A 23,608-nucleotide genomic window follows, 5' to 3' on the forward strand; every position below is an offset into this window, starting at 1 on the left:
TTGAATAGCGCCAAAGCCTACCATGAAAGGCGCCTTTCGACTAGTCAGATTGCGCAGCAGATTGACGTTCCAGCGCCTGTTTTATTTGCCCATAGGTGAAGCCCTGGCTGAGCAAATGGCGGATCATTTTGTCGCGTTGTTTGGGCTCTAGCGGTGGCTGCTGGCCAAAACGTTTGAGCAGACGCCGATAACAAGCGTCATCCCAATCGGGATCAGCTTGCTGCAAGGCTTCATCAATCAATTCGCGGGCAATGCCGCGTTGCTGTGCAGCAGCGCGAACTTTGCTAGCACCGTGACCTTTTTGCAAACAGTGACGCACCCACATTTCGGCGTAGCGTGTATCACTTTGCCAACCCCGTTCTGCCGCGCGGCTAATAGCAGCGCTGGCATCAGAGCTGGTAAAACCGCGCTGTAGCAATTTTTGCTGCAATTCATGGCGGCTGTGCTCGCGGCCAGCTAACAGCCGCACCACCACATCTAACGCTTGTTGCTGTTGTTCATCCATGCACTCAACGCCCCACTTTCAGGAAGATTCAAAGTTAAACAATGCGGCCCGCCACCGGCTTTGATAAATTCATCTGCCGCCACACCAAATACGCGCAACTTTGGGAAATGCTCGCGCATAGTTTGCACCGCATCTTGGTCAGTGGACACACCAAACTGTGGTAACAATAACAAGTCTGCCACGCGAATGAAATTCACATAGCTGGCTAGCAACGGGCGTTGCCCGCGCGCCAGTACCCCCTTACGGCGGCGCACGCTATGAAAGTCATGGCGGTTGGCGGCTATGGTTTGTGTCGGCGGTAGCGCCAGCCAACGCAGGGTCAGCCCCGCTGCGGTAACATCCTGTTGCAAACGACTAAGACACTGTGGCGATACACTATGGGCTATAGTTTGGCGATCAACAAATTGAACTTGGTTATCACTATGTCCGCCGGTCTCATCAGCTGGATGCGCTTCGTACAGCCAAAAAATATGCCGTAAGCCAAGCTGTCGCTTGAGTTGAGCAGCTATCTGTGACAATCGGAGGTGCGGATTATTGCGCTGCAGCGAGACAGCATGAGCAATGGCGATACCATCACCGTTGGTGCTGATCGCGCCGCCTTCTAAAACCATGTTGTGCTTAGCCAAAGGGCAAGCCAGCTGCCGCGTTAAGGCGCCGGCAAAACGCAGATCGGCTTGATAATCGGGGTATAAGCCCTGCCAAGCATGAAAATCAAATTGCAGCGCATGGCTACGATCAGACTCGGCGTTGTGCAGCCATAACGGCCCAAAGTCACGCGGCCAAGCATCGTTGTAAGGCAGTATAATGAGCGGAAATTCAGCACCGATTTGGCGCCGTACCGTTGCATATAACTGCGGCGGCACGGCCAGCATGACCGCATGGAAGGGGGCAATTGTTCGCAGTAGCTGCAACAGCTGTTGTTGGGCTGGGCGCCCTTGCAGCCGCCACACATCACTACGAAATGGCCACAGCGCTAACAGTGGCCCCGACAATTGCCAATCAGCGCGTACCTGCACGGGTTTTACCAATCGGCTTACTGCGCGGCTTGCTGCCGGTAGCTTTCGGTTTTGGTTTGCGCACCAGCTCTTTCGGGGCTTTGTCATTGAGCTTTTTACTACCCGGCTTGGCAGTGCTGGCTACTGCTTTGCCACCTTGCACACGGCTGCGTTGCTGATTGCGGCGAGCACGCGAATAGCGCTTTTGCCGTGTTTCTGATCGATTGGGGTCAATAAAGCTGCGGTCTTCAGGTGGTAATTGTACTAAGCTACGCAAATAATTCACTTGCTCAAGGGTTAACTCGCCCCAACCACTTTGTGGCAAGCCTTGTTCCAGTTTAATCGAGCCGTAGCGCACCCGTATCAGCCGCGATACCTGCACCCCTTGCGACTCCCACAAACGCCGTACTTCGCGATTACGGCCTTCAGTGAGCATCACGTTAAACCATTGGTTAATACCTTCACCACCACCGCGTTTAATTTCTTTAAACGAGGCGGGGCCATCTTCTAAGGTCACACCCTTGCTTAGGATTTTCAGCATCTCATCGGTGACTTCGCCGAACACTCGCACGGCATATTCGCGCTCAATTTGATGCGCTGGGTGCATCAGCCGATTGGCTAGCTCGCCATCGGTGGTGAATAACAACAACCCTGAGGTGTTTACATCTAAGCGGCCAACTGCTACCCAGCGGGCGCCTTGCATACGTGGTAAACGGTCATAAACAGTGGGACGACCTTCTGGGTCTTTGCGCGTACACAATTCTCCTTCGGGCTTGTGGTACATTAATACCCGGCACACCACATCTTCGAGTGGTTTAATATTCACTTCGTGACCATCAATGCGTACTTTGGCATCGGCTTCAATACGCTCACCTAAGGTGGCGACAACGCCATTGACACTAACGCGTCCGGCGGCAATTTTTGCCTCTAATTCACGGCGCGAGCCATGCCCCGAACGGGCTAAAATCTTTTGTAACTTTTCACTCATGGGTCACTTACTCTTGTTTAGGCGCTGTCTCAGCGATTGGTGATGCGGTTGCAGCTGCAGGGATATCCGGTAATTGGGATAAATCCTGCAAACCAAAATAATCTAAAAATTCAGCGGTCGTGGCGTAAAGCTGCGGGCGGCCCGGAACTTCCCGATGCCCTACCACTTTAATCCAGCCACGTTCTTGCAAGGTCTTGATGATCTGTGAACTCACACTGACGCCACGAATCGCCTCAATATCCCCTCGCGTGATGGGTTGCCGATAGGCGACTAGGGCGAGGGTCTCTAACAATGCTTGCGAATACCGCGGTGGCTTCTCTTGCCACAGTTGGCTGATTATACCACCCAACTCGGCGCGTGTCTGAAATCTATAACCGCTGGCTACTTTGCATAATTGTACCCCGCGCTCAGCATAGTCACTTTGCAATTCAGCCAGAATTTGCTGCAGCTGCTTGCGGCTCACCACATCAGCGCCCAAGCTATCACTAAAGTGCTGCAACAACTGCGCTTCGTTCAGTGGTTGCTCGGCGACAAATAGCAAGGCCTCAACGGTTTGTTTAAGTTGTTGTTGCTGCATCGTCTAACTCTTTGCTGGCAATATGAATTTCACTGTAAGCATCGACTTGCACCACGTCAATCAGAGCTTCTTTGACCAGCTCCAGTACAGCAAGAAAGCTAACCACCACGCCGGGGCGCCCCTCACTGACACTAAACAAATCAGCAAAGCGTAGCCGCTTTCGTTGCTGCAATAAATCTAGAATACGGCTCATACGCTCGCGGGTAGACAGCTTTTCACGCTGTACTTGGTGATGGTTAAGTAATTGTGCTTGGGCTAATGCCTGACTAAATGCCATAGCCAATTCTTGCAAGGCGATGTCAGGTAATTGCTGCTGTAGCCATTGCTTGGCATCAGTGCCGCTATGACCAATAAAATAGTCACGCCCTTGTTGTGGCAGCCCATCTAAATACTCAGCACCTTTACGAATCGCCTCATACTCTTGCAAACGGCGTACTAATTCAGCTCGCGGATCAAGCTCGTCATCCACCTCAGATGGTGGCTTGGGTAGCAGCAGTCGGCTTTTGATCTCGGTCAGCATAGCCGCCATCACCAAATAATCGGCGGCGAGTTCAAGCTTGAGATCTTTCATCATTTCCACGTAGGCCATGTACTGCTGAGTGATCGGCAGGATCGGTAAATCGACAATATCGAACTTCTGCCGTCGAATCAGATACAACAGCAGATCCATAGGGCCAGCAAAGCTCTCCAGAATAAGCTCGAGGGCATCAGGGGGAATGTAGAGATCTTCAGGGCGCTCCAGAACTGGCTCACCGCGCACAAAGCCAAGCGCTAAGGAGTGCTGTTGTGGGGTACTGATGCTCTCAGTCATAGTGCTAATCAGTCGTTAATAAAAGGACGTACATCGCCAGCACCTTCACGGACCACTATCACATCGTCATCAGCCATATCAATCACCGTGGTTGGCTCTTCGCCACGATGGTCACCATCGATAATGACATCAACCAAACGCCCTAAACGGCGTTTAATCTCTTCTGGGTCAGACTCAGCGAATTCGTTGCCATCGAGTACTAACGACGTTGACATCAATGGCTCACCGAGCACCTCTAGCAGCGCCATCGTAATAGGGTCATCTGATACCCGAATACCAATAGTTTTGCGTTTTTCGTTAAGCAAGCGACGCGGCACCTCTTTGGTGCCTTTTAAAATAAAGGTATAGGCGCCAGGCGTATTATTCTTCAGCAAGCGAAAGGCGCTGTTATCGACGCGCGCATAGGTGGCTAATTCTGAGAGGTCACGGCACATAAGCGTGAAATGGTGGTGCTTATCGATTTGCCGAATACGACAAATACGCTCCATGGCATTTTTCTCGCCAATACGGCAGCCAATGGCATAGCCGGAATCGGTAGGATACACCGCTACCCCGCCGCGCATAATAATTTGCGCGGCTTGCTCAATCAGCCGCAGCTGCGGGTTGTCACGATGAATTTCAAAATACTGGCTCATAAGGGCTTATTTGTTGTTAGCAGACCATTGCGTCCATATTGGCACACAGCTGGGCGGCAGACAAAGATTTTTGCCCAATTCACGCCAGCGTAAAGGCGCATGAAAATCGGAGCCGACCGATGCCGCCAAATTAAGATCGTTAGCCATCAAGGCGAGCGCCTCGCGTTGTCCAGGAGCCTGCGCACCAATGGCCACTTCAATGCCATCTAAACCCGCATCTTTACCTTCACTGAACAGCCGTCGTAGCCATTTATTGCTGAGTTGATAGGCATGTGGGTGGGCAATGATTGAGTAACCACCTGCAGCTTTAACCACTGCGATGGCCTGCTCCAACTCCACCCATTGAGCTTTGATATAGGCTAACTTGCCGGCGCCGAGATAACGCTGGAATGCCGCCTCAACGGAGCTCACTTTTCCTTGCTCCACTAACGCGTCTGCCAAGTGCTTGCGGGTGGGCATGGTCAGCTGCTGTACCGCCGGTGGGGTAATGGCTAAACCTAAATAATCTAAGCGCGCCACCATGGCTGCGTAGCGGTCACGGCGCTGCTGCTGCTGTTGTTCCAGTAATTGCACTAAGTCGGTGTGCTCAGGGTCAAAATTTAGTGCCACTAAATGTATTTCATGATTCTGCCAACGGCAGGTCAATTCCACCCCAGTAATCAACTGCAAAGCTAGCTGCTGCTCAGCAATTGCGGCCTGCGCTGGTGCTAGCGCGGCAATGGTGTCGTGGTCGGTGATCGCCAATTGCTGCACGCCAAAATGAGCGGCGCGCTGCACCAACTCGGCTGGGCTTAGGGCACCATCCGATAGGTTGGTATGGCAATGTAGATCGTACACCTGGTTCAAATGGCTACCGCCAGCTCTGCGGCTTGACGCATGGCGCGTTTGGCATCGAGCTCAGCGGCCACATCAGCACCACCAATCAAATGCACCGACTGCCCTGCGGCCTGCAAATCCTGCTGCAATTCGCGCAGCGGCAATTGCCCGGCACAAACAATAATGTGGTCGACTTCTAATACGCTGGTTTGGCCATTTACTTCAATCACTAAACCCTGCTCGGTCACCTCTTTGTAGGTGACCCCAGCTATCATTTGCACATTTTTCTGCTTCAGCGTAGCGCGATGCACCCAGCCCGAGGTTTTGCCTAAACCATCGCCTACTTTGCTGGTTTTACGCTGCAATAAGTACACCTCACGCGGATTATGTTCCTTACCTGGCTTGGTTAAACCGCCACGGTCAGTGTAGTTACTATCCACCCCCCAAATACGCGACCACTCGGTGACTGACAGCGACGGTGAGTGTTCGGTGGTAATTAATTCGGCAACATCAAAACCAATACCACCAGCGCCAATAATGGCGACACGTTGGCCGACGGGTTTACGATCACGCAGCACATCCAAATAGCTCAGCACTTTGCTTGATTCAATGCCAGGGAGCTCCAGTTTGCGCGGTACAATGCCGGTGGCCAGCACAACCTCATCAAACTGACCAGCGAGCAGACTGGCGGCGCTTTGGCGTTGATTCAAATGCACCGTAATACCGAGCTCTGTTATGCGCTGATTAAAATAGCGAATGGTTTCATGAAACTCTTCTTTGCCAGGGATCTGCTTGGCATAGTTAAATTGCCCGCCAATCTCTCCGGCGCTATCGAACAGCGCGACTTTATGCCCGCGTTCGGCCGCATAACAGGCGAAGGCTAAGCCCGCTGGGCCAGCACCAACCACAGCAATGTGCTTGGTTTTAGCGACGGGAGTAAGCTTTAGCTCAGCTTCATAACAAGCAAATGGGTTGACCAAACAGGTCGCCCGTTTGTTTTCGAACACATGATCTAAACAGCCTTGGTTACAGGCAATACAGGTGTTAATACGATGCGCTTGATTGGCGGCAGCCTTATTGACGAAGTCTGGGTCGGCCAGCAACGGGCGCGCCATCGACACCATATCGGCTTCACCTTTGGCGAGAATTTGCTCAGCGATTTCTGGCGTATTAATGCGGTTCACCGCCACCACCGGCACCGATAAATGCTCACGCACTTTTGCCGTGATCCAACTAAAGGCAGCTCGCGGTACCGAGGTGACAATGGTAGGCACCCGCGCCTCATGCCAGCCAATACCACTGTTAATAATATTTACGCCGAGTTCACTGACGGCTTTACCGAGCGCAATCACCTCGTCAAAAGTGTTGCCATCAGGCACCAGATCCAGCATCGATAAACGATAAATAATGATGAAATTTGGTCCTACTTCGGCGCGCACTGCTTTGATAATTTCACGCGCTAAGCGGGTGCGGTTTTCAAATGATCCACCCCATTGGTCACTGCGCTGATTGGTGCGCGGACAGATAAACTGGTTGATCAGGTAGCCTTCTGAACCCATCACCTCAACGCCATCGTAACCGGCCTTTTGCGCCAACCGTGCGGCACGGGCGAAATGCGCAATGGTGGTGCGAATTTGCCGTTCACTCATGGCTTTGGGGGTAAACGGCGTGATCGGTGATTTAATCTTGCTCGGTGCGACTGAGAATGGATGGTAGGCGTAGCGACCAGTATGCAGAATTTGCATACAAATCTTACTGTCGTGACGGTGGACAGCATCAGTAATCAAACGGTGCTTAGCAACCTGCCAAGGGCGACTGAGTTCACTACCAAATGGCGCCACGCGACCTCTAAAGTTAGGGCTAATACCACCGGTCACAATCAGGCCAACACCACCTTTAGCACGCGCCTCATAATACTCAGCTAATTTAGCAAAACCGCCCTTTTCTTCTTCTAAACCAGTATGCATAGAACCCATTAACACACGGTTCTTAATACTGGTAAAACCTAAATCAAGCGGCTGTAATAAATGTGGATACGCAGTCGACACAAGCACCTCAACTTAAACACGTGTTTGAATCATGCCACTTTACTGTGATTCAGCCGAGCAGACAAGCAGGCAAATAAAAACGGCGCCCCGAGGGACGCCGTTTCAGATAACTAGCTGAAGCTAATTAGATAACTTCTGCGCGCTCTACGATTTCAACTAATGCCCAACATTTGGTCTTAGAGACCGGGCGAGTTTCGCGAATAGTCACGAGGTCGCCAGTTTTGCATTCGTTGTTTTCGTCGTGTGCATGCAACTTGGTAGTACGAGTTAAGTACTTGCCATACACAGGGTGTTTTACCCGACGGGTAATTGCCACAGTGATCGACTTGTCCATTTTGTCGCTGGTCACACGGCCTTGCAGAGTCCGGATAGTTTGCTCAGACATTATGCACCTGCCTTCTGGGTCAATACAGTTTTAACACGTGCAATATCACGACGCACTTGCTTCAACATGTGTGTTTGATTCAGCTGGCCAGTTGCGGATTGCATGCGCAGATTAAACTGCTCACGACGCAAACCTAACAACTCTTCTTGCAGCTGCTCAACGGTTTTATCTTTCAGTTCGTTCGCTTTCATTACATCACCGTCCGAATCACAAAGGTGGTTTTGAATGGCAGCTTACGTGCAGCAAGATCAAACGCTTCACGCGCAGTTTCTTCTGATACACCGTCGATTTCATACAGGACGCGGCCTGGCTGAATCTGAGCTACCCAATACTCCACGCTACCCTTACCTTTACCCATACGCACTTCAAGTGGCTTATTGGTAATTGGCTTGTCTGGGAACACGCGGATCCAAATCTTACCTTGACGTTTCACGTGACGCGTCAAAGCACGACGAGCCGCTTCGATTTGACGTGCAGTCATACGACCACGGTCAACCGCTTTCAAACCGAAAGTACCGAAGCTGACTTTGTTACCAGACTGCGCGAGACCACGGTTACGGCCCTTAAAAACTTTACGGAATTTTGTACGCTTAGGTTGCAACATTTCGTCTCTCCTTACTTACGGCCTTTGGGGCGTTTAGCTGGAGCTGCCGCTGGTTTTTCTTCGGTAGGCATGCCACCAAGAACTTCACCACGGAAAACCCAAACTTTCACACCAATGATACCGTAGGTGGTACCTGCTTCTGCCGTTGCGTAGTCGATGTCCGCACGCAATGTGTGCAATGGAACGCGACCTTCACGGTACCATTCAGTACGAGCAATTTCAGCACCGCCTAAACGGCCGCTTACTTCTACTTTGATACCTTTGGCGCCAATACGCATAGCGTTTTGTACCGCGCGCTTCATAGCACGACGGAACATCACCCGACGCTCAAGCTGACCAGCGATGTTTTCAGCAACCAGCTGTGCATCCATTTCTGGCTTACGCACTTCTGAGATGTTGATTTGTGCTGGTACACCGGTCAATTTAGAAACGGCTTGACGAAGTTTTTCAACGTCTTCACCTTTCTTACCAATCACCACACCCGGACGGGCAGTGTGAATGGTGACACGGATGCTTTTTGCTGGACGCTCAATGACGATACGAGATACTGAGGCTTGGCTCAGTTCTTTTTTCAGCATTAAACGTACTAAGTGATCACCATGCAGGTTATCAGCAAAATCTTTTGTATTCGCGAACCAAGTTGCATTCCATGGTTTGGTGATACCTAGGCGAATACCATTAGGATGAACTTTCTGACCCATAACTTATCTCCTAGCTATCCGAAACAACCACAGTAATGTGGCTGGTACGCTTGATGATACGATCAGCACGACCTTTCGCACGAGGCTTGATACGCTTCATCTGTGGACCTTCGTCCACCATGATTTTAGCGACTTTCAACTCGTCGATGTCGGCACCTTCGTTGTGTTCAGCATTCGCGATGGCTGACTCCAGCACCTTTTTCAGCAGACCAGCTGCATCTTTAGGGCTGTAGGCCAAAATTTCCAGTGCTTTCGCAACTGGTAAACCGCGGATCTGGTCAGCAACCAACCGGCCTTTTTGTGGCGAAAGGCGGGCAAACTTGTGAATAGCAATAGCTTCCATCATCTGTCTCCCTTACCGTTTCTTCGCTTTCTTATCAGCGGCGTGGCCACGATAAGTGCGGGTTGGTGCGAATTCGCCTAGTTTGTGACCAACCATTTCGTCAGAGACGAATACTGGCACGTGCTGGCGACCATTATGAACAGCTAACGTTAAGCCAATCATATCTGGGATAATCATTGAACGGCGAGACCAAGTTTTAATAGGCTTCTTGTCCCCGGCTTCCAACGCTTTCTCCACCTTATTCAATAGGTGAAGGTCAATAAATGGACCTTTTTTAAGAGAACGTGGCATGTCTAATCCTCAACTCTTATTTGCTGCGACGACGTACGATGAATTTATCAGTACGCTTGTTACTACGGGTCTTATAACCCTTAGTCGGTGTTCCCCATGGAGAAACCGGATGACGACCACCTGAAGTACGACCTTCACCACCACCGTGTGGGTGATCAACTGGGTTCATCGCCACACCGCGAACGGTCGGACGAACACCACGCCAGCGCACTGCACCAGCTTTACCCAATTGACGCAGCATGTGTTCTGCGTTGCCTACTTCGCCGATAGTTGCACGGCAATCCGATTGAATCCGACGAACTTCGCCAGAACGCAAACGAACTGTTACGTACGCGCCATCGCGACCAAGTACTTGCACTGATGCACCCGCAGAGCGAGCCAACTGTGCGCCTTTACCTGGCTTCATTTCCAAAGCGTGAACAACAGCACCAACTGGAATATTACGCAGTGGTAAAGTGTTACCGGCTTTGATAGGTGCATCTACACCTGATTGAACTGCATCACCGGCTTTCATGCCTTTAGGCGCTAAAATGTAACGACGCTCGCCGTCTGCATAAAGCACTAAAGCAATGTTGGCTGAACGGTTTGGATCATATTCCAAGCGCTCAACTTTTGCTGGGATACCGTCTTTATCACGTTTGAAGTCAACCATACGATAGTGTTGCTTATGACCACCACCGATATGACGCACTGTGATACGACCATTGTTGTTACGGCCACCGTTTTTGTTGTTTTTATCCAACAACGGGGCGTATGGCTTACCTTTGTACAGATCTTCGTTAACCACTTTAACGAGGTGACGACGACCTGGAGACGTAGGCTTACACTTAACTAATGCCATGTGAATTCCTCCTATTACTCAGCGCCGCCGACGAAGTCGATGTCAGAGCCTTCTTGCAGGGTGACATACGCTTTTTTCCAGTCACTGCGCTTACCTACGCGCATGCCGGTACGTTTGGTTTTGCCTTTAACGTTGACTGTGCGAACGCCTTTAACTTGAACTTCAAACAGCTTTTCAACGGCTGCTTTGATTTCAGCTTTAGTGGCATTCGTAGCAACTTTAAACACAACCGTGTTATTCGTTTCTGCAGCCGTGGTCGACTTTTCAGAAACGTGAGGAGCGACAAGTACTTGAAGTAAACGTTCTTCGCGCATCATGACAATTTCTCCTCAAGTTGCTTCACTGCATCAGCAGTCATCAGAACATTTTCAAAAGCGATTAAGCTCACCGGGTCAATTCCTTGTACATCGCGAACATCAACTTTATGCAAGTTGCGTGACGCTAAGAACAAGTTCTCGTCCACTTCTTTGGTGATGATCAGAACGTCGTTCAGATCCATCGCTTTCAGTTTCGCGGCCAGTTCTTTGGTCTTTGGCGATTCAACGGCAAAGTTCTCAACCACCATCAGGCGGCCTTGACGAACCAGTTCTGACAAAATGCTCATCAGAGCACCACGATACATTTTCTTGTTTACTTTCTGGCTGTGGTTTTGTGGTTTCGCTGCGAAAGTCACACCACCGGTACGCCAGATTGGGCTACGTGTAGTACCTGCACGAGCACGGCCTGAACCTTTTTGTTTCCACGGCTTTTTACCACCGCCAGAAACTTCAGAACGCGTCTTTTGCGCACGGCTACCCTGACGAGCACCGGCTGCATATGCTACGACGACTTGATGTACCAAAGCTTCATTGAACTCACGTCCAAAGGTAGCTTCGGAAACTTCAAGAGCGCCTTTTGCGTCTTTTAATGTTAATTCCATCACCATTCTCCTCGGACGTTACGCCTTTGCCTTGACTGCTGGCTTAACGATAACATCGCCGCCAATAGCACCAGGGACAGCGCCGCGAACCAGTAACAAGCCACGCTCAGCGTCAACACGTACTACGTCTAACGTTTGTACGGTGATTTGCTTGTTACCCATTTGACCTGCCATCTTCTTGCCTTTAAAAACGCGACCCGGTGACTGGTTTTGACCAATAGAACCCGGCGCACGATGTGAGCGCGAGTTACCGTGGGTAGCGTCTTGCATGCTAAAGTTCCAACGCTTGATAGCGCCTTGGAAGCCTTTACCTTTTGAAGTGCCGGTAACGTCAACTTTTTTGGTTTCAGCAAACAATTCAACAGTGATTTCTGAACCCACTGTAAACTCTTCACCTTCACCATTCTCTAGGCGGAATTCCCAGAGACCGCGACCTGCATCAACACCCGCTTTTGCGAAGTGACCAGCAAGTGGCTTAGAAACGCGGCTTGCTTTTTTCTCGCCTGTTGTGACTTGAAGTGCGCGATATCCGTCAGTGTCATCAGTTTTTACCTGAGTCACACGGTTTGCAGTTACTTCAATTACAGTAACAGGTACAGAAGCGCCGTCTTCTTGGAAGACACGCGTCATTCCTACTTTACGACCGACTAGACCAATAGCCATTGTTAAAACCTCTCGTGTGTAATCCTATTACTGCCCGCTTAACCCAAGCTAATCTGCACATCAACGCCAGCAGCAAGGTCCAAACGCATTAACGCGTCTACAGTCTTGTCAGTTGGGTCCATGATGTCGATCAAACGCTTGTGGGTACGGATCTCGTACTGGTCACGCGCATCTTTGTTAGCGTGCGGAGAAATCAGCACAACAAAACGTTCTTTGCGTGTTGGCAGTGGGATTGGACCACGTACCTGAGCACCAGTACGTTTTGCAGTTTCAACGATTTCTGCAGTTGACTGGTCAATCAGACGGTGATCGAACGCTTTTAAGCGAATCCGAATTCTTTGATTAGCCATGAAAAATAGCCTCAATTAAAGAGCATTTAAAAAAGAGCACAGAAAAAAACCACCACCCTGGCACATACCGGATGGGGTATTTTCAACGAAAATACATTCAATCCCCTATCGGGATTGCTGTGGCAACCTATCACAGTGTCCAATTACCGAGTTGATTGCGCGCGCTTTAAAGCCCGCTTAGCCAACCTGAACCCCAAGGGGAGTGGCACTGTGGCCGCGAATTATACGCTTTCGCGGCCAAATGTCAACGCTAAAAGTGGGCTATTAATGAGCAGCGGCGTAGCTTTCGACAGCTTTCCAAACGCGCATTAAATTGCCCGACAAAATTTTACCGATCTCGTCTTCGCTGTAGCCACGATCAAGCAGGCCCTGCACCAAATTCGGATAGGTAGAAACATCTTTCAGGCCAACCGGCAATGAATCACCGACGCCGTCGTAATCTGAACCAATACCAATGTAATCGATACCCACCAAGGCTTTGACATGGTCAATGTGATCAAGAACTTGTTCTAAAGTGGCAAATGGGTACGGGTTTTTTCCGCGTAGTTCCGCAATTTTCGCATCGGCTTCTTCGCTATCACCAAGTTCTGCACGAATCGCGTCAATTTGCGGACGAATCATGTCGTTATAACGGTTAGCCTGCTGAGTCACAAATGACGAACCAAAGTTGATCATGATGACGCCGCCATTTTTCGCTAATGCAACAATCATATCGTCACTCATGTTGCGCTCAAACCCAGGCGTGAAGCGGCGCAATGACGAATGCGAGGCAATCACTGGGGTTTTGGTGATCTCAAGGGTTTGCCAAAAAGCATCGTCAGAAACATGCGAAATATCGGCCATTACGCCTAAGTTATTCATTTCAACAATCAGTTCTTTACCAAATGGGCTCAAGCCATTCCATTGCTTACGTAAGTCGTACGATGAGTCAGCAATATGATTGGATTCAGAGTGTGACAAGGTGATGTAGCGAATACCGCGATCAAAGAAGGTTTGAAGATTTTCCAGCTTGCCTTCAATGGGTGCGCCGTTTTCCATACCCAAGGCGATACCAATTTTGCCTTGTGCGAATAAGCGCTCCGCGTCAGCACTTGAATAGGCCATGCCAAACTTTTCTGGGGCGCGCCATACCAGTGCTTCCATACCATCAATGAGTTCATGCGCAAGTTGGTAACTGGCACCGGGTGTACGCTCGAGTGCGGCCGGAATATAAATAGACATAAACGGCACGTTTAAGCCGCCAGCAACAGCACGCGGGTAGTCAAAATCACCGCGTTGAGTGGCTTTGCTGACATCTTCCCAATCATCACGTAAGCGATAAGGCACGTCGATGTGGGTATCAACAATCATGTACTGCTGGGCAAGTTGTTTCGCTCGGTCGCCGGCTTCCACCGCTTGTTGGGTGGGCTCAGCGTCGCTGCAAGCTACACTCGATAGGGCAATGGCGGTCACAAGACCAAGGGTAGAAAAGGTTTTCACGCGGGCGCTTCCTCTGAGTAGTTGTTCTTATTGTTCGCGCATGGGCTGCGCAAAAGAACCTCAGATTAGCACATTGAGCCGCGTGAATCACTCCGATTTGATGCCGCTAATCGACTGACTAACGCTGTAGACCGCACCGGCGACTACGGTACCTAACACCGGTGCAAACAACAGCATAGATAACAAGTAAGGATTAAGTAACATCGGCATTACTCCTGCTCAGCAGCAGCAACCGTCACGACTTTGGCTGATTCTTCAGGAGCACTGGCAAACACCAGCTTAATATCCGCCATGGTTTGTTTCAGGGCGTTTTCGGTAGCGCGAACCAATTCGTTCTTAACCGCATTGGCTTGCTGGCTAATGGCCTGACCTAAATAATCAATGGTGGATGTTTCAGCAGCTTGGGCAGCTGGGTTCATCATCATTGAAGCACTGGCTAATACAACTGCAATCATTACCTTTTTCATGGGGTTTATCTCCGTAGTGTAAGTGGCTATTGCCGGGTTCACTAGGGAATATGCAGAGTCTGTGCCAACTTTTATAAATCTATGTTTTTAAACGTTTTAATTTTTTATTAGTGAAAATCACCAGAATAAATTGGATAATTAGTGGTGGTTTTATTCACTTTCCTGGCGTTGTTGATGCTGCTGCATGGCATCGGTAACCGCACTCAGTGCCGGTAAGAATAAATCTTCTGCGCTGTTGGCTTGCGGTCCTAATTGGCTGAGCAATTGACGCCAGCGCCGCGCTCCGGGTAAGCCTTGGAACAGCCCCAACATGTGTCGGGCTACATGCCAGGCACGGCCACCTTGGCTAATATGCTGATTGGTGTAGGCGACCATTTGCATCACCACATCAACTAACGGCATCGGTTCGCTAACACGGCCATAAAACGCATCAAACTCGGTCACTATGCGCGGATTTTGATAGGCTTCTCGGCCAATCATCACACCATCGACATGCTGCAGATGCTCAGCAATTTGAGCGCTGCTGGTAATGCCACCGTTAATTGACACGTGCAGCTGTGGATAGCGCTGCTTCATGCGATACACCCGATCGTAGCGTAGTGGCGGAATATCGCGGTTTTGCTTAGGGCTCAACCCTTGTAGCCAAGCATTACGGGCATGCAAGGTCACATCATGGCAGCCGGCAGCCATAATGGGCTCTAGGAACGCTTGCAAGAATTCGTCGCTATCATGCTGATCAATACCAAGCCGAGTTTTCACCGAAATGGTGGTCGTCGGCGCGGCTCGTTTCATAGCTGCTACGCAGGCGGCTACGGTGTCAGGCTCAGCCATTAAACAGGCACCAAAACTACCATTTTGTACCCGATCAGACGGGCAGCCGACATTGATATTGACCTCACGGTAGCCACGTTCTGCGGCTAACGCAGTGCACTCCGCCATAGCGACCGGGTCACTCCCGCCTAATTGTAAAACCAGCGGTTGCTCAGCCGGGTTGAATACTAAAAAGTCGTGTTTGCCATACAAAATAGCGCCGGTAGTCACCATTTCGGTATACAGCACCGCATGTTGGCTCAATAAGCGATGAAAGTAGCGACAATGCCGATCGGTCCAATCGAGCATCGGCGCCACCGCTATCAGTGGTTGGTTAGCTGCTGTACGAGCTGAAGAAACGACTGTGTTCATAACCTGGCTTCGTGATCAATGAGGCGCATAGTCTAACCGCCCGTTGTCGCTATGCAACCGCTAATTGCTGCTCGGCAGCAATACTGGTGCAAAACGTGCGTTGGCTAGCTGCTCAAAGGCATAGGCCGCTTCAATCAAAATCGGCTCATCATGAGCTGAGGCAAAAAAGCTGATACCCACCGGTAAGTGCCCAACCTGCCCCATCGGTACCGTAATATGCGGGTACCCTGCAACCGCTGCGGCGCCGCTGGCAGAGCCAAGAAAATGGTCGCCGGTGATCAAGTCAATTTTCCAAGCTGGCCCGCCGGTTGGTGCTATCAGTACGTCCAACTTGTGCTGCGTTAACACGGCATCAATACCGTCTTGACCCGCCGCCTGTTTCGCCTGATTTAACGCCTGCTCATAAGCATCCTGCTGGTCAGCTTGACGGGCCTCGGCTAACTCAAATAAATCCTGACCGAACCACGGCATGGTCTGACTTGCATACGCGCGGTTGGCAGCAATTAAATCAGCTAAGCTACGAAAATCAGCCACTGCACTGTTTTGTAAGTAGCTGGCAATGTCGCTCTTGAACTCGTGCAGTAGCACGGTAAACTCGGCTTGATTCCAATTACGGCCATTAGGAAAGCTGAGCTCATCTACTATCTCAGCACCAGCCTGACGCAGTAGCTCGAGCTGCTGATTAAATACTCTGTCGACATCAGGATGATAGCCGGTCAAATCACGCATCACACCAATGCGCTTACCCTTGAGCCCATCTAAGCGCAGATGATGAGTAAACTCAACGGCATTGGCATAGCTCGCTCCATCGCGCTCATCATAATGGCTCATCGCCTGTAGCAATATCACCGCATCGGTGACAGTGCGCGCCATAGGCCCGGCGGTATCTTGGCTGTGCGCAATGGGAATAATGCCGTCACGGCTAATTAAACCGAGTGTTGGTTTGATGCTGACAATGCCGTTGATGCTTGCTGGGCAAACCAACGAGCCATCGGTTTCAGTGCCAACAGCGAGGGCGGTAAAATTTGCACTGACCGCGACAGCCGAGCCTGAGCTAGAACCACAGGGGCTGCGGCTGGTATCGTAAGGGTTCTTGGTTTGCCCACCCAAACTGCTCCAACCCGACGATGAATAACTGGAGCGAAAGTTCGCCCATTCACTCAAGTTCGCTTTGCCCAAAATAATCGCTCCGGCGTCGCGCAAGCGAGAAACAATAAAGGCATCATCCGCAGCATGATGATCGCGTAATAACCATGATCCTGCGGTGGTTGCCAAACCATCGGCAGTATCAATATTATCCTTCAATACCACCGGAATACCGTGCAGTGGCCCGCGCACCTTACCCGCCGTACGTTCATCATCTAATTGTTGCGCTAGCTGACGCAAAACGTCAGGATCTTGAACACTGATCAGCGCCTTCAACTCAGCGCCATTTTGATCGTGCGCGCCAATCTGGGCTAGATAATAGTCGAGCAATTGAACCGCACTCAAACGGCGCTCAACCATTGCTTGTTGTAATTGCGACACCGTCGCCTCATGCAGCGTGACTGATGTAGCTGCTGTGCTGCTGGCCATCAGGCCACATACTGCCAGCGCCAGTAAGATTGAATTACGCCAAACTGTCATCATCATTCCCTCTGCCGCTACCGGTAAAATTAATTGCATGATAAACTCTTGTCATGACTTGTAAAGAAACCCTACGGCTCGTTACTAAAGCCGAACAAATTTGTGAAAATCGTGGTGCGCGTCTTACTCCAGCCCGCCGTGAGGTGTTTGAGATCCTGGCCGCCGAGAGCGGTGCTATCGGCGCCTACGATTTGCTCGACAAGCTCAAATCAGCGGTTCCAAATGCCAAACCACCGACTATTTACCGGGCACTAGATTTTCTGCAAGAGCAAGGTTTTGTTCATAAAATAAGCTCTTCCAATAGCTACGTATTATGCAGTCATTTTGGCCATCATCACCCAGTACAAATGCTGATTTGCCAGCGCTGTGGCTCGGTGCAAGAAATTCAGTCCGATGGGGTTTACGACGCGTTACGCAAACAAGCCGAAAATCAGGGCTTCACCGTGGCAACGCAAACTATCGAAGCACATGGCCTGTGCCACGATTGCCAAGCCTCAGCTTAACGATCAAACCCTTCGTACATTTGGCTAATCGCTAAATTATCAAAGCGCGAGAACTGCCCTTGGAATTTCAGTTTAACGGTGCCGATTGGCCCGTTCCGCTGCTTGCCTAGAATAACTTCAGCAATGCCCTGCTCTTCCGATTCTGGATGATAAACCTCATCGCGATAGATAAACATGATCACGTCGGCATCTTGTTCAATAGATCCCGATTCACGCAAATCGGAGTTGACTGGTCGTTTGTTAGCGCGTTGTTCCAACGAGCGGTTCAACTGCGACAATGCCACAACCGGAACACTCAATTCTTTCGCTAAAGCTTTTAATGAACGTGAAATTTCAGCAATTTCTAGAGTGCGGTTATCGTTAAAACCCGGCACCGTCATCAGCTGCAAATAATCCACCATAATCATGCTGATGCCTTTGTACTCGCGATGCACCCGACGCGCACGTGAGCGCACTTCGGTTGGCGTTAAGCCCGAAGAGTCATCAATCAAGATGTTATTGCGTTCTTTCAAAATATTGATGGTTGAGGCAATGCGGTCCCAATCTTCGTCTTTAAGCTGACCGTTTCGAATACGAGTTTGGTCAACATGACTGAGCGACGCCAGCATCCGCATCATGATTTGTTCGGAGGGCATTTCTAAGCTGAAAACCAGCACTGGATACGCAGATTTCATCGCCACGTTTTCGACTAAGTTCATGGCAAAGGTGGTTTTACCCATAGAAGGTCGCGCTGCAACGATAATTAAATCAGATTTCTGCAAGCCGGCAGTCATACGATCCAAATCGGCAAAGCCGGTGGATGCCCCGGTAACCCCATTATGATTTTTGTTGGCACTGAGTTGCTCAATGCGGTTAATGGTTTTTTCTAGGATCGGCACTATGGCCTGCGGACCTTCGTTCTGGTTGATGCGCTTTTCGGCAATCAAAAATACTTTGCGTTCGGCTTCATCGAGCAATTCGGCGCTGGTACGGCTTTGGGTATCAAAACCAGATTCAGCAATATCGTTAGCAACGGCGATCATCTCACGCACAATGGCACGCTCACGCACGATTTTGGCGTACGCTCGGATGTTCGCGGCACTCGGAGTGTTCTTCGCAATTTCACCTAAATAGGCAAAACCACCGACATCTTGCAGTTCACTCGTGGTCTCTAATACTTCGGACACAGTGACTAAGTCGATAGGCTGTGTGCGCTCGGCTAAATGATGCATCGCTTTAAAAATTAACCGGTGGCCACGATGATAGAAATCATCTGCAATGATCTCGCCAGCAACGGTATCCCACGCTTGGGTATCCAGCATTAAGCCGCCTAACACCGACTGCTCCGCTTCTATGGAATGCGGTGGGGTCTTGATCGCATCTAATTTTGCATCTTTGCGGGACGCTTGCTCCGAGCGTTTTTCTGCCATGCGGGTCTCTGTAAGTGAACGATAAGAACTAGATGTAGCAGACTATACAAAATGCTGACCCAATAAGAAAGCAGAACCCCTTAGGGTTCTGCTTAGTGACTTGATGTTACTTAAAACAACGTGCCTAGATTGCTTTGAATAGCGTGCCACAATGAAATCTTAACGCCCAACCTGGTTATTTTTTGAGTGGTGCTAACTATCCTGCCAGAGGGGGCCCGCGCCACTTATCAGATTACCGTTGTTGTCATAGCTAAAGCTTGCACTCTCTCCGCCGATAAGCGTTGCGCTCAGCACTGCATTAGGCCCAGCGTTACCGGTATTACTCTTACCGCTTGAACCGTACGTCATGCTACTGGCGTAGTATACCGCTACGCTATATACGGGCTACGCTTGCTAGTCCTTCTCCTTGTCGGGCTTCATTTTTTCGATAACGGCTCAAGCTCAAACGACTGAACAATCCGTTCTGCCATTGCCTTGGCTTTCGGGAAATATTGGCTTCTTTCGTTTAGTGACAAGTCAACCACCACGTAAAGATAATGATCACGATCTAAAGGCACCGCCATATAGGTTTTATGCAGATAATTCGTATAAGCCAGCCAGTCAACACCATTGATTCTTGTTGGCTTAAAAGGCTCTGGCTCACCAGTTAGTTCTTCATTGAGCGCATTCCTGTAGTAAGCCACATCCCATAACCAGATAGCCTGCTCCAGAGTCTTCAGATCACGAACGTCCTTATCAAAACCCAAGGGTCCGCGGCTTGGTTTAATTTTTAATGATAATGTGCCTTCAGGCTGTTTCCAATAGCGAGCTCCAAACGTCCAATGAGCCATATAAAGACTGGGTGGCAATTGATCGGTTCTTGCCAGCTCCAGACTATCAGGCTCGTAGTAAGCTGGCGGTTCGATATAAGCCATTTCCTGCCCCCTCGGCACCGAAAACCGCAATACCTTATCACCGATTTCCACCCGGTGGGTGATCCAATCGTCACTATTAAAAGCTTTATTCATACCACTGGCGGCTCCACAAGAAGTGAGCAATACACTGATTAACAAGGTGAATGTAAACCGTATCATGGCTAGTCATTCTCCTTGTAGGGCAGCGTATGCGGACTGAGTCCGGGCCCGGCGGCCAAAAACGGCGACATCGCCAGCGAGCCCAGTAACTTAAACGGATTGAGCAGGCCACGGCCACCAACGATTTGCGGCACCAGATCGAACGGGTGATCCCGGTAACCATTGACAGCCACGCCCAGTTGCCGTGCATAACCATTGGTGACCCAGCGGTTATTGGCCCCGGCGTCGAACTGCACCCGGATATTAGCCAGGCTTGAGGTGCCGTTTTTCAGGTTGACCCGCATCGCCTCGGCGAAGATCACCCCGCCCTGGCTGTGAGCCACCCAGTTACCGCCGCCCTTGGCGTTGGCATTATTAATAATTTGGCTGAACTGCTGTACAACCGCCGTGGTAAAACCAAACTTATTCTGACTGGATTCCCATAAGTCGGCCCACATGCCTTCGGTGAGGTTATAGGCCAGCATAAAATTACTAGAACCATAATTTTCAATGAGATGCTTTGCCATCAATGTCACGGCATAACCGGTGGTATTCAGCATGCCATTGACCGCGCCAGCACCGGATTTTTCTTCGTAGGTGCGTTCGAACGCCGTAACTTGTTTCTTTTTTGGATCAACCGTCACATCAGCTGCTAATGCACAGCGCCGCATGAGGGCTATTCTGTGCCTGCTGACTGAGATAAAAATCCCCGGCGCTCGCCCAGATAAAAATCAATCGCCTCGTTTTCAGAAACGATGCCGATATGAACAACGCCCAAATCCGGTGCATAAGAGAACCTTGAAAACTGATAAAAAGAGTGTTCCGGACAATAAGAATCTATTATGACCACGTCAACTTCTTGATTCAGTATGCTCTGCTTCACTCTGAGAAAGGATCTGAAATTACAGCCCTCCCAAGTCCAGGAACGCTTCGCCTCATAAAAGTCATTATTGGGAAGGTAAAGTTTAAGGACATCAGGAATCACAAGACACCGTTCCTGTATACCGGAACACTTGACCACTTTCCCGTTCATAAGTGGATAAACAGCAGGCTCAGGAAATTCTTCGTAACCTGCAGTCGAACGAATAACATCCCCGTCAATTATAATGCCCGGAACGTTATCCATCTTAAGGTCTCCCCCGAACGGAATACCCTCATATTTATTGACCTCAAAACGATACTTAAACTGCTCGATATGATTTTTTACATTTTCCGAAGAGATGAAATTTCTGTAGGTCAGGGTTTCGGCGCTCGCAACTGTCAAAGGCATAATCGCAAGCAATGCAAACATGAAATTTTTCATTTATCCACTCCATATAAAACATGATATACGACGCTCGCAGCTCGTTCCGCGTTCTCCTTATTCACCGCCATTAGGTCCGAATTAGCCTCAGTTATATGGCCCAACTCATGCGAGACAATCAAATTAAATGCATCCTGCCCTTGCTTCCCATATGGGCCTACTGCAGCATAGGCTCTTCGAGTGTAGTCACTGATATTCGGGTGAAGCAATCCGGGAATACCTAGCCTTCCCGGGAGTAGGTCGACCATTTTTTTACCGTTAAAACGAAGATTCTCGCCGGTGCTATATTCCGCCGTAGCATACGATTGTTTTAACTTCGTCGGAGCATTTTTTCCATTAGGATCAGCGTACCAGACTGCAGTAACGTCGTCTTTGTTTATTTGTCTAATCATATGATTGTAACCATAGTTTGATTGTACCTGATCTAACCGCCTATACGTTTCCGCCATCGTTACACTTGAAATATGCAGCGCGTATTTTTCATCGATACTCATATCATCGTAGCTTTGGCCTTCAGCCATTTTTATATGTTCGGGCGGCGATGAAATATCGCATTTTCCACAAAGCTCAACCCAGCGTTCGTCAATATTTTGGTTCGATGTTGACCCAATAGTATCTGCATTAATCTCGGAAGCTACATTGCTACCCGAAGCGCTTTGGCTGTCCATAGCACCGTTACTTTGTGCGGTAGCGGAAGTTGAGACGCAAAACGGACACCCGGGCGGATATTTAAATTGACCACCAATCAAATCCTGCAACTCATTGGGAAAACCCAGATTCCCCAAACTCACATACCCACTCGGATCCGTCCCCGCCAGCGGATTATTCATAATATAGGAGTAAGATTCATGGACTGGCTATTGCCTGGGCTTTGAATAAACGGATCCACGCTCAGGAAACGTCCAAGGTTGTAATCGTACACCCGTCCGTTCATATGAATCAGTTGCGCTTCATCAATATGCTCATGGTCGGTAAAACCCCGCATAGTAAACGGTGTGCCGTTGGCAACGTTAAAGAGGGTTGCCGAGGAGCTTGGCTGCATGGTGCCATAGCGGGGCTTGCCGAACGGGTCGTAGCTGCGATGCTCCATGATGAGATTGTTGTGATTGGTGAGTGTCACAACAGAGCCTAAACGGTCGCGCAGGGTGTAGGTGATTTCATGGCTCGCCAAGGCCTGACTCGCATGCTCCGTACGCTTGATGACAGCGATATCATCAATGTAGGTGCGGGTAATGGTGTCACCGCCTGTCAGCTCCACTTCGACAGAGCCATCAATGTAATACAGCGTGCTAGAGCTGCCGATGACCTTCTTGAAGCGCTGCCAGTTGGCATCATAGGAGAAACTCACCGTGGTGCCGTTGGCCGTGATTTGCGTGGGCTTGTTCATCGCGTTATAGGTGATGCTCTTACCCGCGCCACTTGTCAGGTTACCGTTGTTATCATAAGTAAAACTTGCACTACCACCACCAACAAGCGTTGCGCTCAGCACTGCATTAGGCCCGGCATTACCGCTATTACTCTTACCGCTTGCGCCGTAGGTCATGCTACTGGCATAGTCGCTTTTCTGCGTGAGGTTTCCGGTGGCATCGTAGCTGTAGGAGATACTGCCGCCTGAAGTCAGACTGCTGCTAGTCAGCCGGTGCAGGTCATCATAGCTATAGCTTTCAGTTGAACTTGATGCGCCGTTGTTGCTATAGACCGTCTGGCTTGCCAGGTTACCGAAGCTGCCGTAGAAGTACTCAAGGTAATGGAGCTCATGCCCCATCGCACTTGAAGCGTTGACTCGCTTGAGCTGACCAGAGACCTGGTCATAACTTCTGTTCTCATACAAGGTACCGTTGTTTCTCTCCATCTGGGTGATATTCTGCAAGGCATCGGCCTGAAGGTTTTCCTGATAGACAAAGCCAGAGCCGGCATTTTTTACCCTAAGTACATTGCCGTACGGGTCATACTCATAAGCCACCTTAATGCCACTGGCATGCTCAATGGCTTTCACCCGACCATAATTGGCGTCAAACTCGGTACGTGACGTGTACGTGGTGCCATTAACGACCGTATCTTTTTGCACCATACGGCTGTAGGTGTCGTAATAGTAGTTCACCTGGTGCCCAATGG

At 50.0% G+C, this 23,608-nt stretch carries 30 protein-coding genes; 1 reads left to right on the forward strand and 29 read right to left on the reverse strand.

All coding sequences use genetic code 11. The features are described 5' to 3' along the window. Positions 1–40: 40 nt before the first annotated feature. The 23 genes from EFO84_RS05580 to EFO84_RS05690 form a co-directional block, all read right to left on the reverse strand. The gene (locus EFO84_RS05580) at positions 41–505 is read right to left on the reverse strand and encodes a regulatory protein RecX (protein WP_127347078.1); all 465 of its coding nucleotides are present in this window, start codon (positions 503–505) and stop codon (positions 41–43) included. Beyond that, positions 478–1,521, reverse strand: coding sequence for an agmatine deiminase family protein (locus EFO84_RS05585; RefSeq protein WP_164742387.1), 1,044 nt, complete (start codon positions 1,519–1,521; stop codon positions 478–480). Before EFO84_RS05585 ends, EFO84_RS05580 begins: the two co-directional genes overlap by 28 nt. After that, positions 1,505–2,488, reverse strand: coding sequence for a 23S rRNA pseudouridine(2605) synthase RluB (rluB, locus tag EFO84_RS05590; RefSeq protein WP_127347080.1), 984 nt, complete (start codon positions 2,486–2,488; stop codon positions 1,505–1,507). The genes EFO84_RS05585 and rluB overlap by 17 nt, the downstream gene beginning before the upstream one ends. 7 nt (positions 2,489–2,495) lie before the next feature. Then, complete coding sequence (gene scpB, locus EFO84_RS05595) at positions 2,496–3,065, reverse strand: SMC-Scp complex subunit ScpB (RefSeq protein WP_127347081.1); 570 nt, start codon at positions 3,063–3,065, stop codon at positions 2,496–2,498. Beyond that, entirely contained in the window at positions 3,046–3,876 is an 831-nt protein-coding gene (locus EFO84_RS05600) for a segregation and condensation protein A (protein WP_127347082.1), read from the reverse strand. Before EFO84_RS05600 ends, scpB begins: the two co-directional genes overlap by 20 nt. 8 nt (positions 3,877–3,884) lie before the next feature. After that, on the reverse strand, positions 3,885–4,511 hold the full coding sequence (locus EFO84_RS05605; RefSeq protein WP_127347083.1) for an L-threonylcarbamoyladenylate synthase: 627 nt from the start codon (positions 4,509–4,511) through the stop codon (positions 3,885–3,887). A gap of 6 nt (positions 4,512–4,517) precedes the next feature. Continuing rightward, entirely contained in the window at positions 4,518–5,348 is an 831-nt protein-coding gene (locus tag EFO84_RS05610; RefSeq protein ID WP_127347084.1) for a PHP domain-containing protein, read from the reverse strand. Between the two features lie 5 nt (positions 5,349–5,353). Further along, the gene (locus EFO84_RS05615; protein WP_127347085.1) at positions 5,354–7,375 is read right to left on the reverse strand and encodes an NADPH-dependent 2,4-dienoyl-CoA reductase; all 2,022 of its coding nucleotides are present in this window, start codon (positions 7,373–7,375) and stop codon (positions 5,354–5,356) included. 124 nt (positions 7,376–7,499) lie between these two features. Next, entirely contained in the window at positions 7,500–7,760 is a 261-nt protein-coding gene (rpsQ, locus tag EFO84_RS05620; RefSeq protein ID WP_127347086.1) for a 30S ribosomal protein S17, read from the reverse strand. Beyond that, entirely contained in the window at positions 7,760–7,951 is a 192-nt protein-coding gene (rpmC, locus tag EFO84_RS05625; protein WP_127347087.1) for a 50S ribosomal protein L29, read from the reverse strand. Before rpmC ends, rpsQ begins: the two co-directional genes overlap by 1 nt. Next, positions 7,951–8,364: a 50S ribosomal protein L16 gene (gene rplP, locus EFO84_RS05630; protein WP_127347088.1), complete on the reverse strand. Its 414-nt coding sequence runs from the start codon at positions 8,362–8,364 to the stop codon at positions 7,951–7,953. The genes rpmC and rplP overlap by 1 nt, the downstream gene beginning before the upstream one ends. An 11-nt stretch (positions 8,365–8,375) precedes the next feature. Then, a complete protein-coding gene (gene rpsC, locus EFO84_RS05635) occupies positions 8,376–9,065 on the reverse strand; it encodes a 30S ribosomal protein S3 (RefSeq protein WP_127347089.1) in 690 nt (229 codons plus the stop codon). Positions 9,066–9,075: 10 nt separating this feature from the next. After that, the gene (gene rplV / locus EFO84_RS05640; protein ID WP_127347105.1) at positions 9,076–9,408 is read right to left on the reverse strand and encodes a 50S ribosomal protein L22; all 333 of its coding nucleotides are present in this window, start codon (positions 9,406–9,408) and stop codon (positions 9,076–9,078) included. Between the two features lie 12 nt (positions 9,409–9,420). Beyond that, positions 9,421–9,699: a 30S ribosomal protein S19 gene (gene rpsS / locus EFO84_RS05645; protein WP_127347090.1), complete on the reverse strand. Its 279-nt coding sequence runs from the start codon at positions 9,697–9,699 to the stop codon at positions 9,421–9,423. A 16-nt stretch (positions 9,700–9,715) separates the two neighbouring features. Then, a complete protein-coding gene (gene rplB, locus EFO84_RS05650; RefSeq protein ID WP_127347091.1) occupies positions 9,716–10,540 on the reverse strand; it encodes a 50S ribosomal protein L2 in 825 nt (274 codons plus the stop codon). Between the two features lie 14 nt (positions 10,541–10,554). Next, positions 10,555–10,857 (reverse strand): 50S ribosomal protein L23, encoded by a 303-nt coding sequence (gene rplW, locus EFO84_RS05655; RefSeq protein WP_127347092.1) that lies wholly within the window; start codon positions 10,855–10,857, stop codon positions 10,555–10,557. Next, positions 10,854–11,459 (reverse strand): 50S ribosomal protein L4, encoded by a 606-nt coding sequence (gene rplD / locus EFO84_RS05660; protein ID WP_127347093.1) that lies wholly within the window; start codon positions 11,457–11,459, stop codon positions 10,854–10,856. Before rplD ends, rplW begins: the two co-directional genes overlap by 4 nt. An 18-nt stretch (positions 11,460–11,477) precedes the next feature. After that, complete coding sequence (rplC, locus tag EFO84_RS05665) at positions 11,478–12,122, reverse strand: 50S ribosomal protein L3 (RefSeq protein ID WP_127347094.1); 645 nt, start codon at positions 12,120–12,122, stop codon at positions 11,478–11,480. A gap of 38 nt (positions 12,123–12,160) precedes the next feature. Then, positions 12,161–12,472: a 30S ribosomal protein S10 gene (gene rpsJ / locus EFO84_RS05670; RefSeq protein WP_127347095.1), complete on the reverse strand. Its 312-nt coding sequence runs from the start codon at positions 12,470–12,472 to the stop codon at positions 12,161–12,163. A gap of 264 nt (positions 12,473–12,736) precedes the next feature. Beyond that, complete coding sequence (locus EFO84_RS05675; protein ID WP_431355320.1) at positions 12,737–13,951, reverse strand: dipeptidase; 1,215 nt, start codon at positions 13,949–13,951, stop codon at positions 12,737–12,739. Between the two features lie 209 nt (positions 13,952–14,160). Next, positions 14,161–14,418, reverse strand: coding sequence for a hypothetical protein (locus EFO84_RS05680; RefSeq protein ID WP_127347096.1), 258 nt, complete (start codon positions 14,416–14,418; stop codon positions 14,161–14,163). 150 nt (positions 14,419–14,568) lie between these two features. Continuing rightward, complete coding sequence (dusA, locus tag EFO84_RS05685; protein WP_127347097.1) at positions 14,569–15,600, reverse strand: tRNA dihydrouridine(20/20a) synthase DusA; 1,032 nt, start codon at positions 15,598–15,600, stop codon at positions 14,569–14,571. Between the two features lie 60 nt (positions 15,601–15,660). Beyond that, positions 15,661–17,265, reverse strand: coding sequence for an amidase (locus tag EFO84_RS05690; protein ID WP_127347098.1), 1,605 nt, complete (start codon positions 17,263–17,265; stop codon positions 15,661–15,663). A 14-nt stretch (positions 17,266–17,279) separates the two neighbouring features. On the opposite strand from EFO84_RS05690, the gene zur reads away from it, so the two are divergent. Beyond that, positions 17,280–17,729: a zinc uptake transcriptional repressor Zur gene (zur, locus tag EFO84_RS05695; RefSeq protein ID WP_127347099.1), complete on the forward strand. Its 450-nt coding sequence runs from the start codon at positions 17,280–17,282 to the stop codon at positions 17,727–17,729. On the opposite strand, the gene dnaB is transcribed toward zur, so the two are convergent. The 6 genes from dnaB to EFO84_RS05725 form a co-directional block, all read right to left on the reverse strand. After that, a complete protein-coding gene (gene dnaB, locus EFO84_RS05700) occupies positions 17,726–19,138 on the reverse strand; it encodes a replicative DNA helicase (RefSeq protein WP_127347100.1) in 1,413 nt (470 codons plus the stop codon). The genes zur and dnaB overlap by 4 nt on opposite strands. A 416-nt stretch (positions 19,139–19,554) precedes the next feature. Next, complete coding sequence (locus tag EFO84_RS05705; RefSeq protein ID WP_127347101.1) at positions 19,555–20,211, reverse strand: hypothetical protein; 657 nt, start codon at positions 20,209–20,211, stop codon at positions 19,555–19,557. A 2-nt stretch (positions 20,212–20,213) separates the two neighbouring features. Further along, positions 20,214–20,861: a hypothetical protein gene (locus EFO84_RS05710; RefSeq protein WP_127347102.1), complete on the reverse strand. Its 648-nt coding sequence runs from the start codon at positions 20,859–20,861 to the stop codon at positions 20,214–20,216. Positions 20,862–20,866: 5 nt separating this feature from the next. Continuing rightward, a complete protein-coding gene (locus tag EFO84_RS05715) occupies positions 20,867–21,493 on the reverse strand; it encodes a hypothetical protein (RefSeq protein ID WP_127347103.1) in 627 nt (208 codons plus the stop codon). Next, entirely contained in the window at positions 21,490–22,323 is an 834-nt protein-coding gene (locus EFO84_RS05720; RefSeq protein ID WP_127347104.1) for a hypothetical protein, read from the reverse strand. Before EFO84_RS05720 ends, EFO84_RS05715 begins: the two co-directional genes overlap by 4 nt. Then, on the reverse strand, positions 22,320–23,608 hold a 1,289-nt coding region (locus tag EFO84_RS05725), incomplete at its 5' end, for an RHS repeat domain-containing protein (RefSeq protein WP_431355321.1). The genes EFO84_RS05720 and EFO84_RS05725, both read right to left, overlap by 4 nt.

This window comes from Pseudidiomarina mangrovi (assembly GCF_003999375.1).
Lineage (GTDB): Bacteria > Pseudomonadota > Gammaproteobacteria > Enterobacterales > Alteromonadaceae > Pseudidiomarina > Pseudidiomarina mangrovi.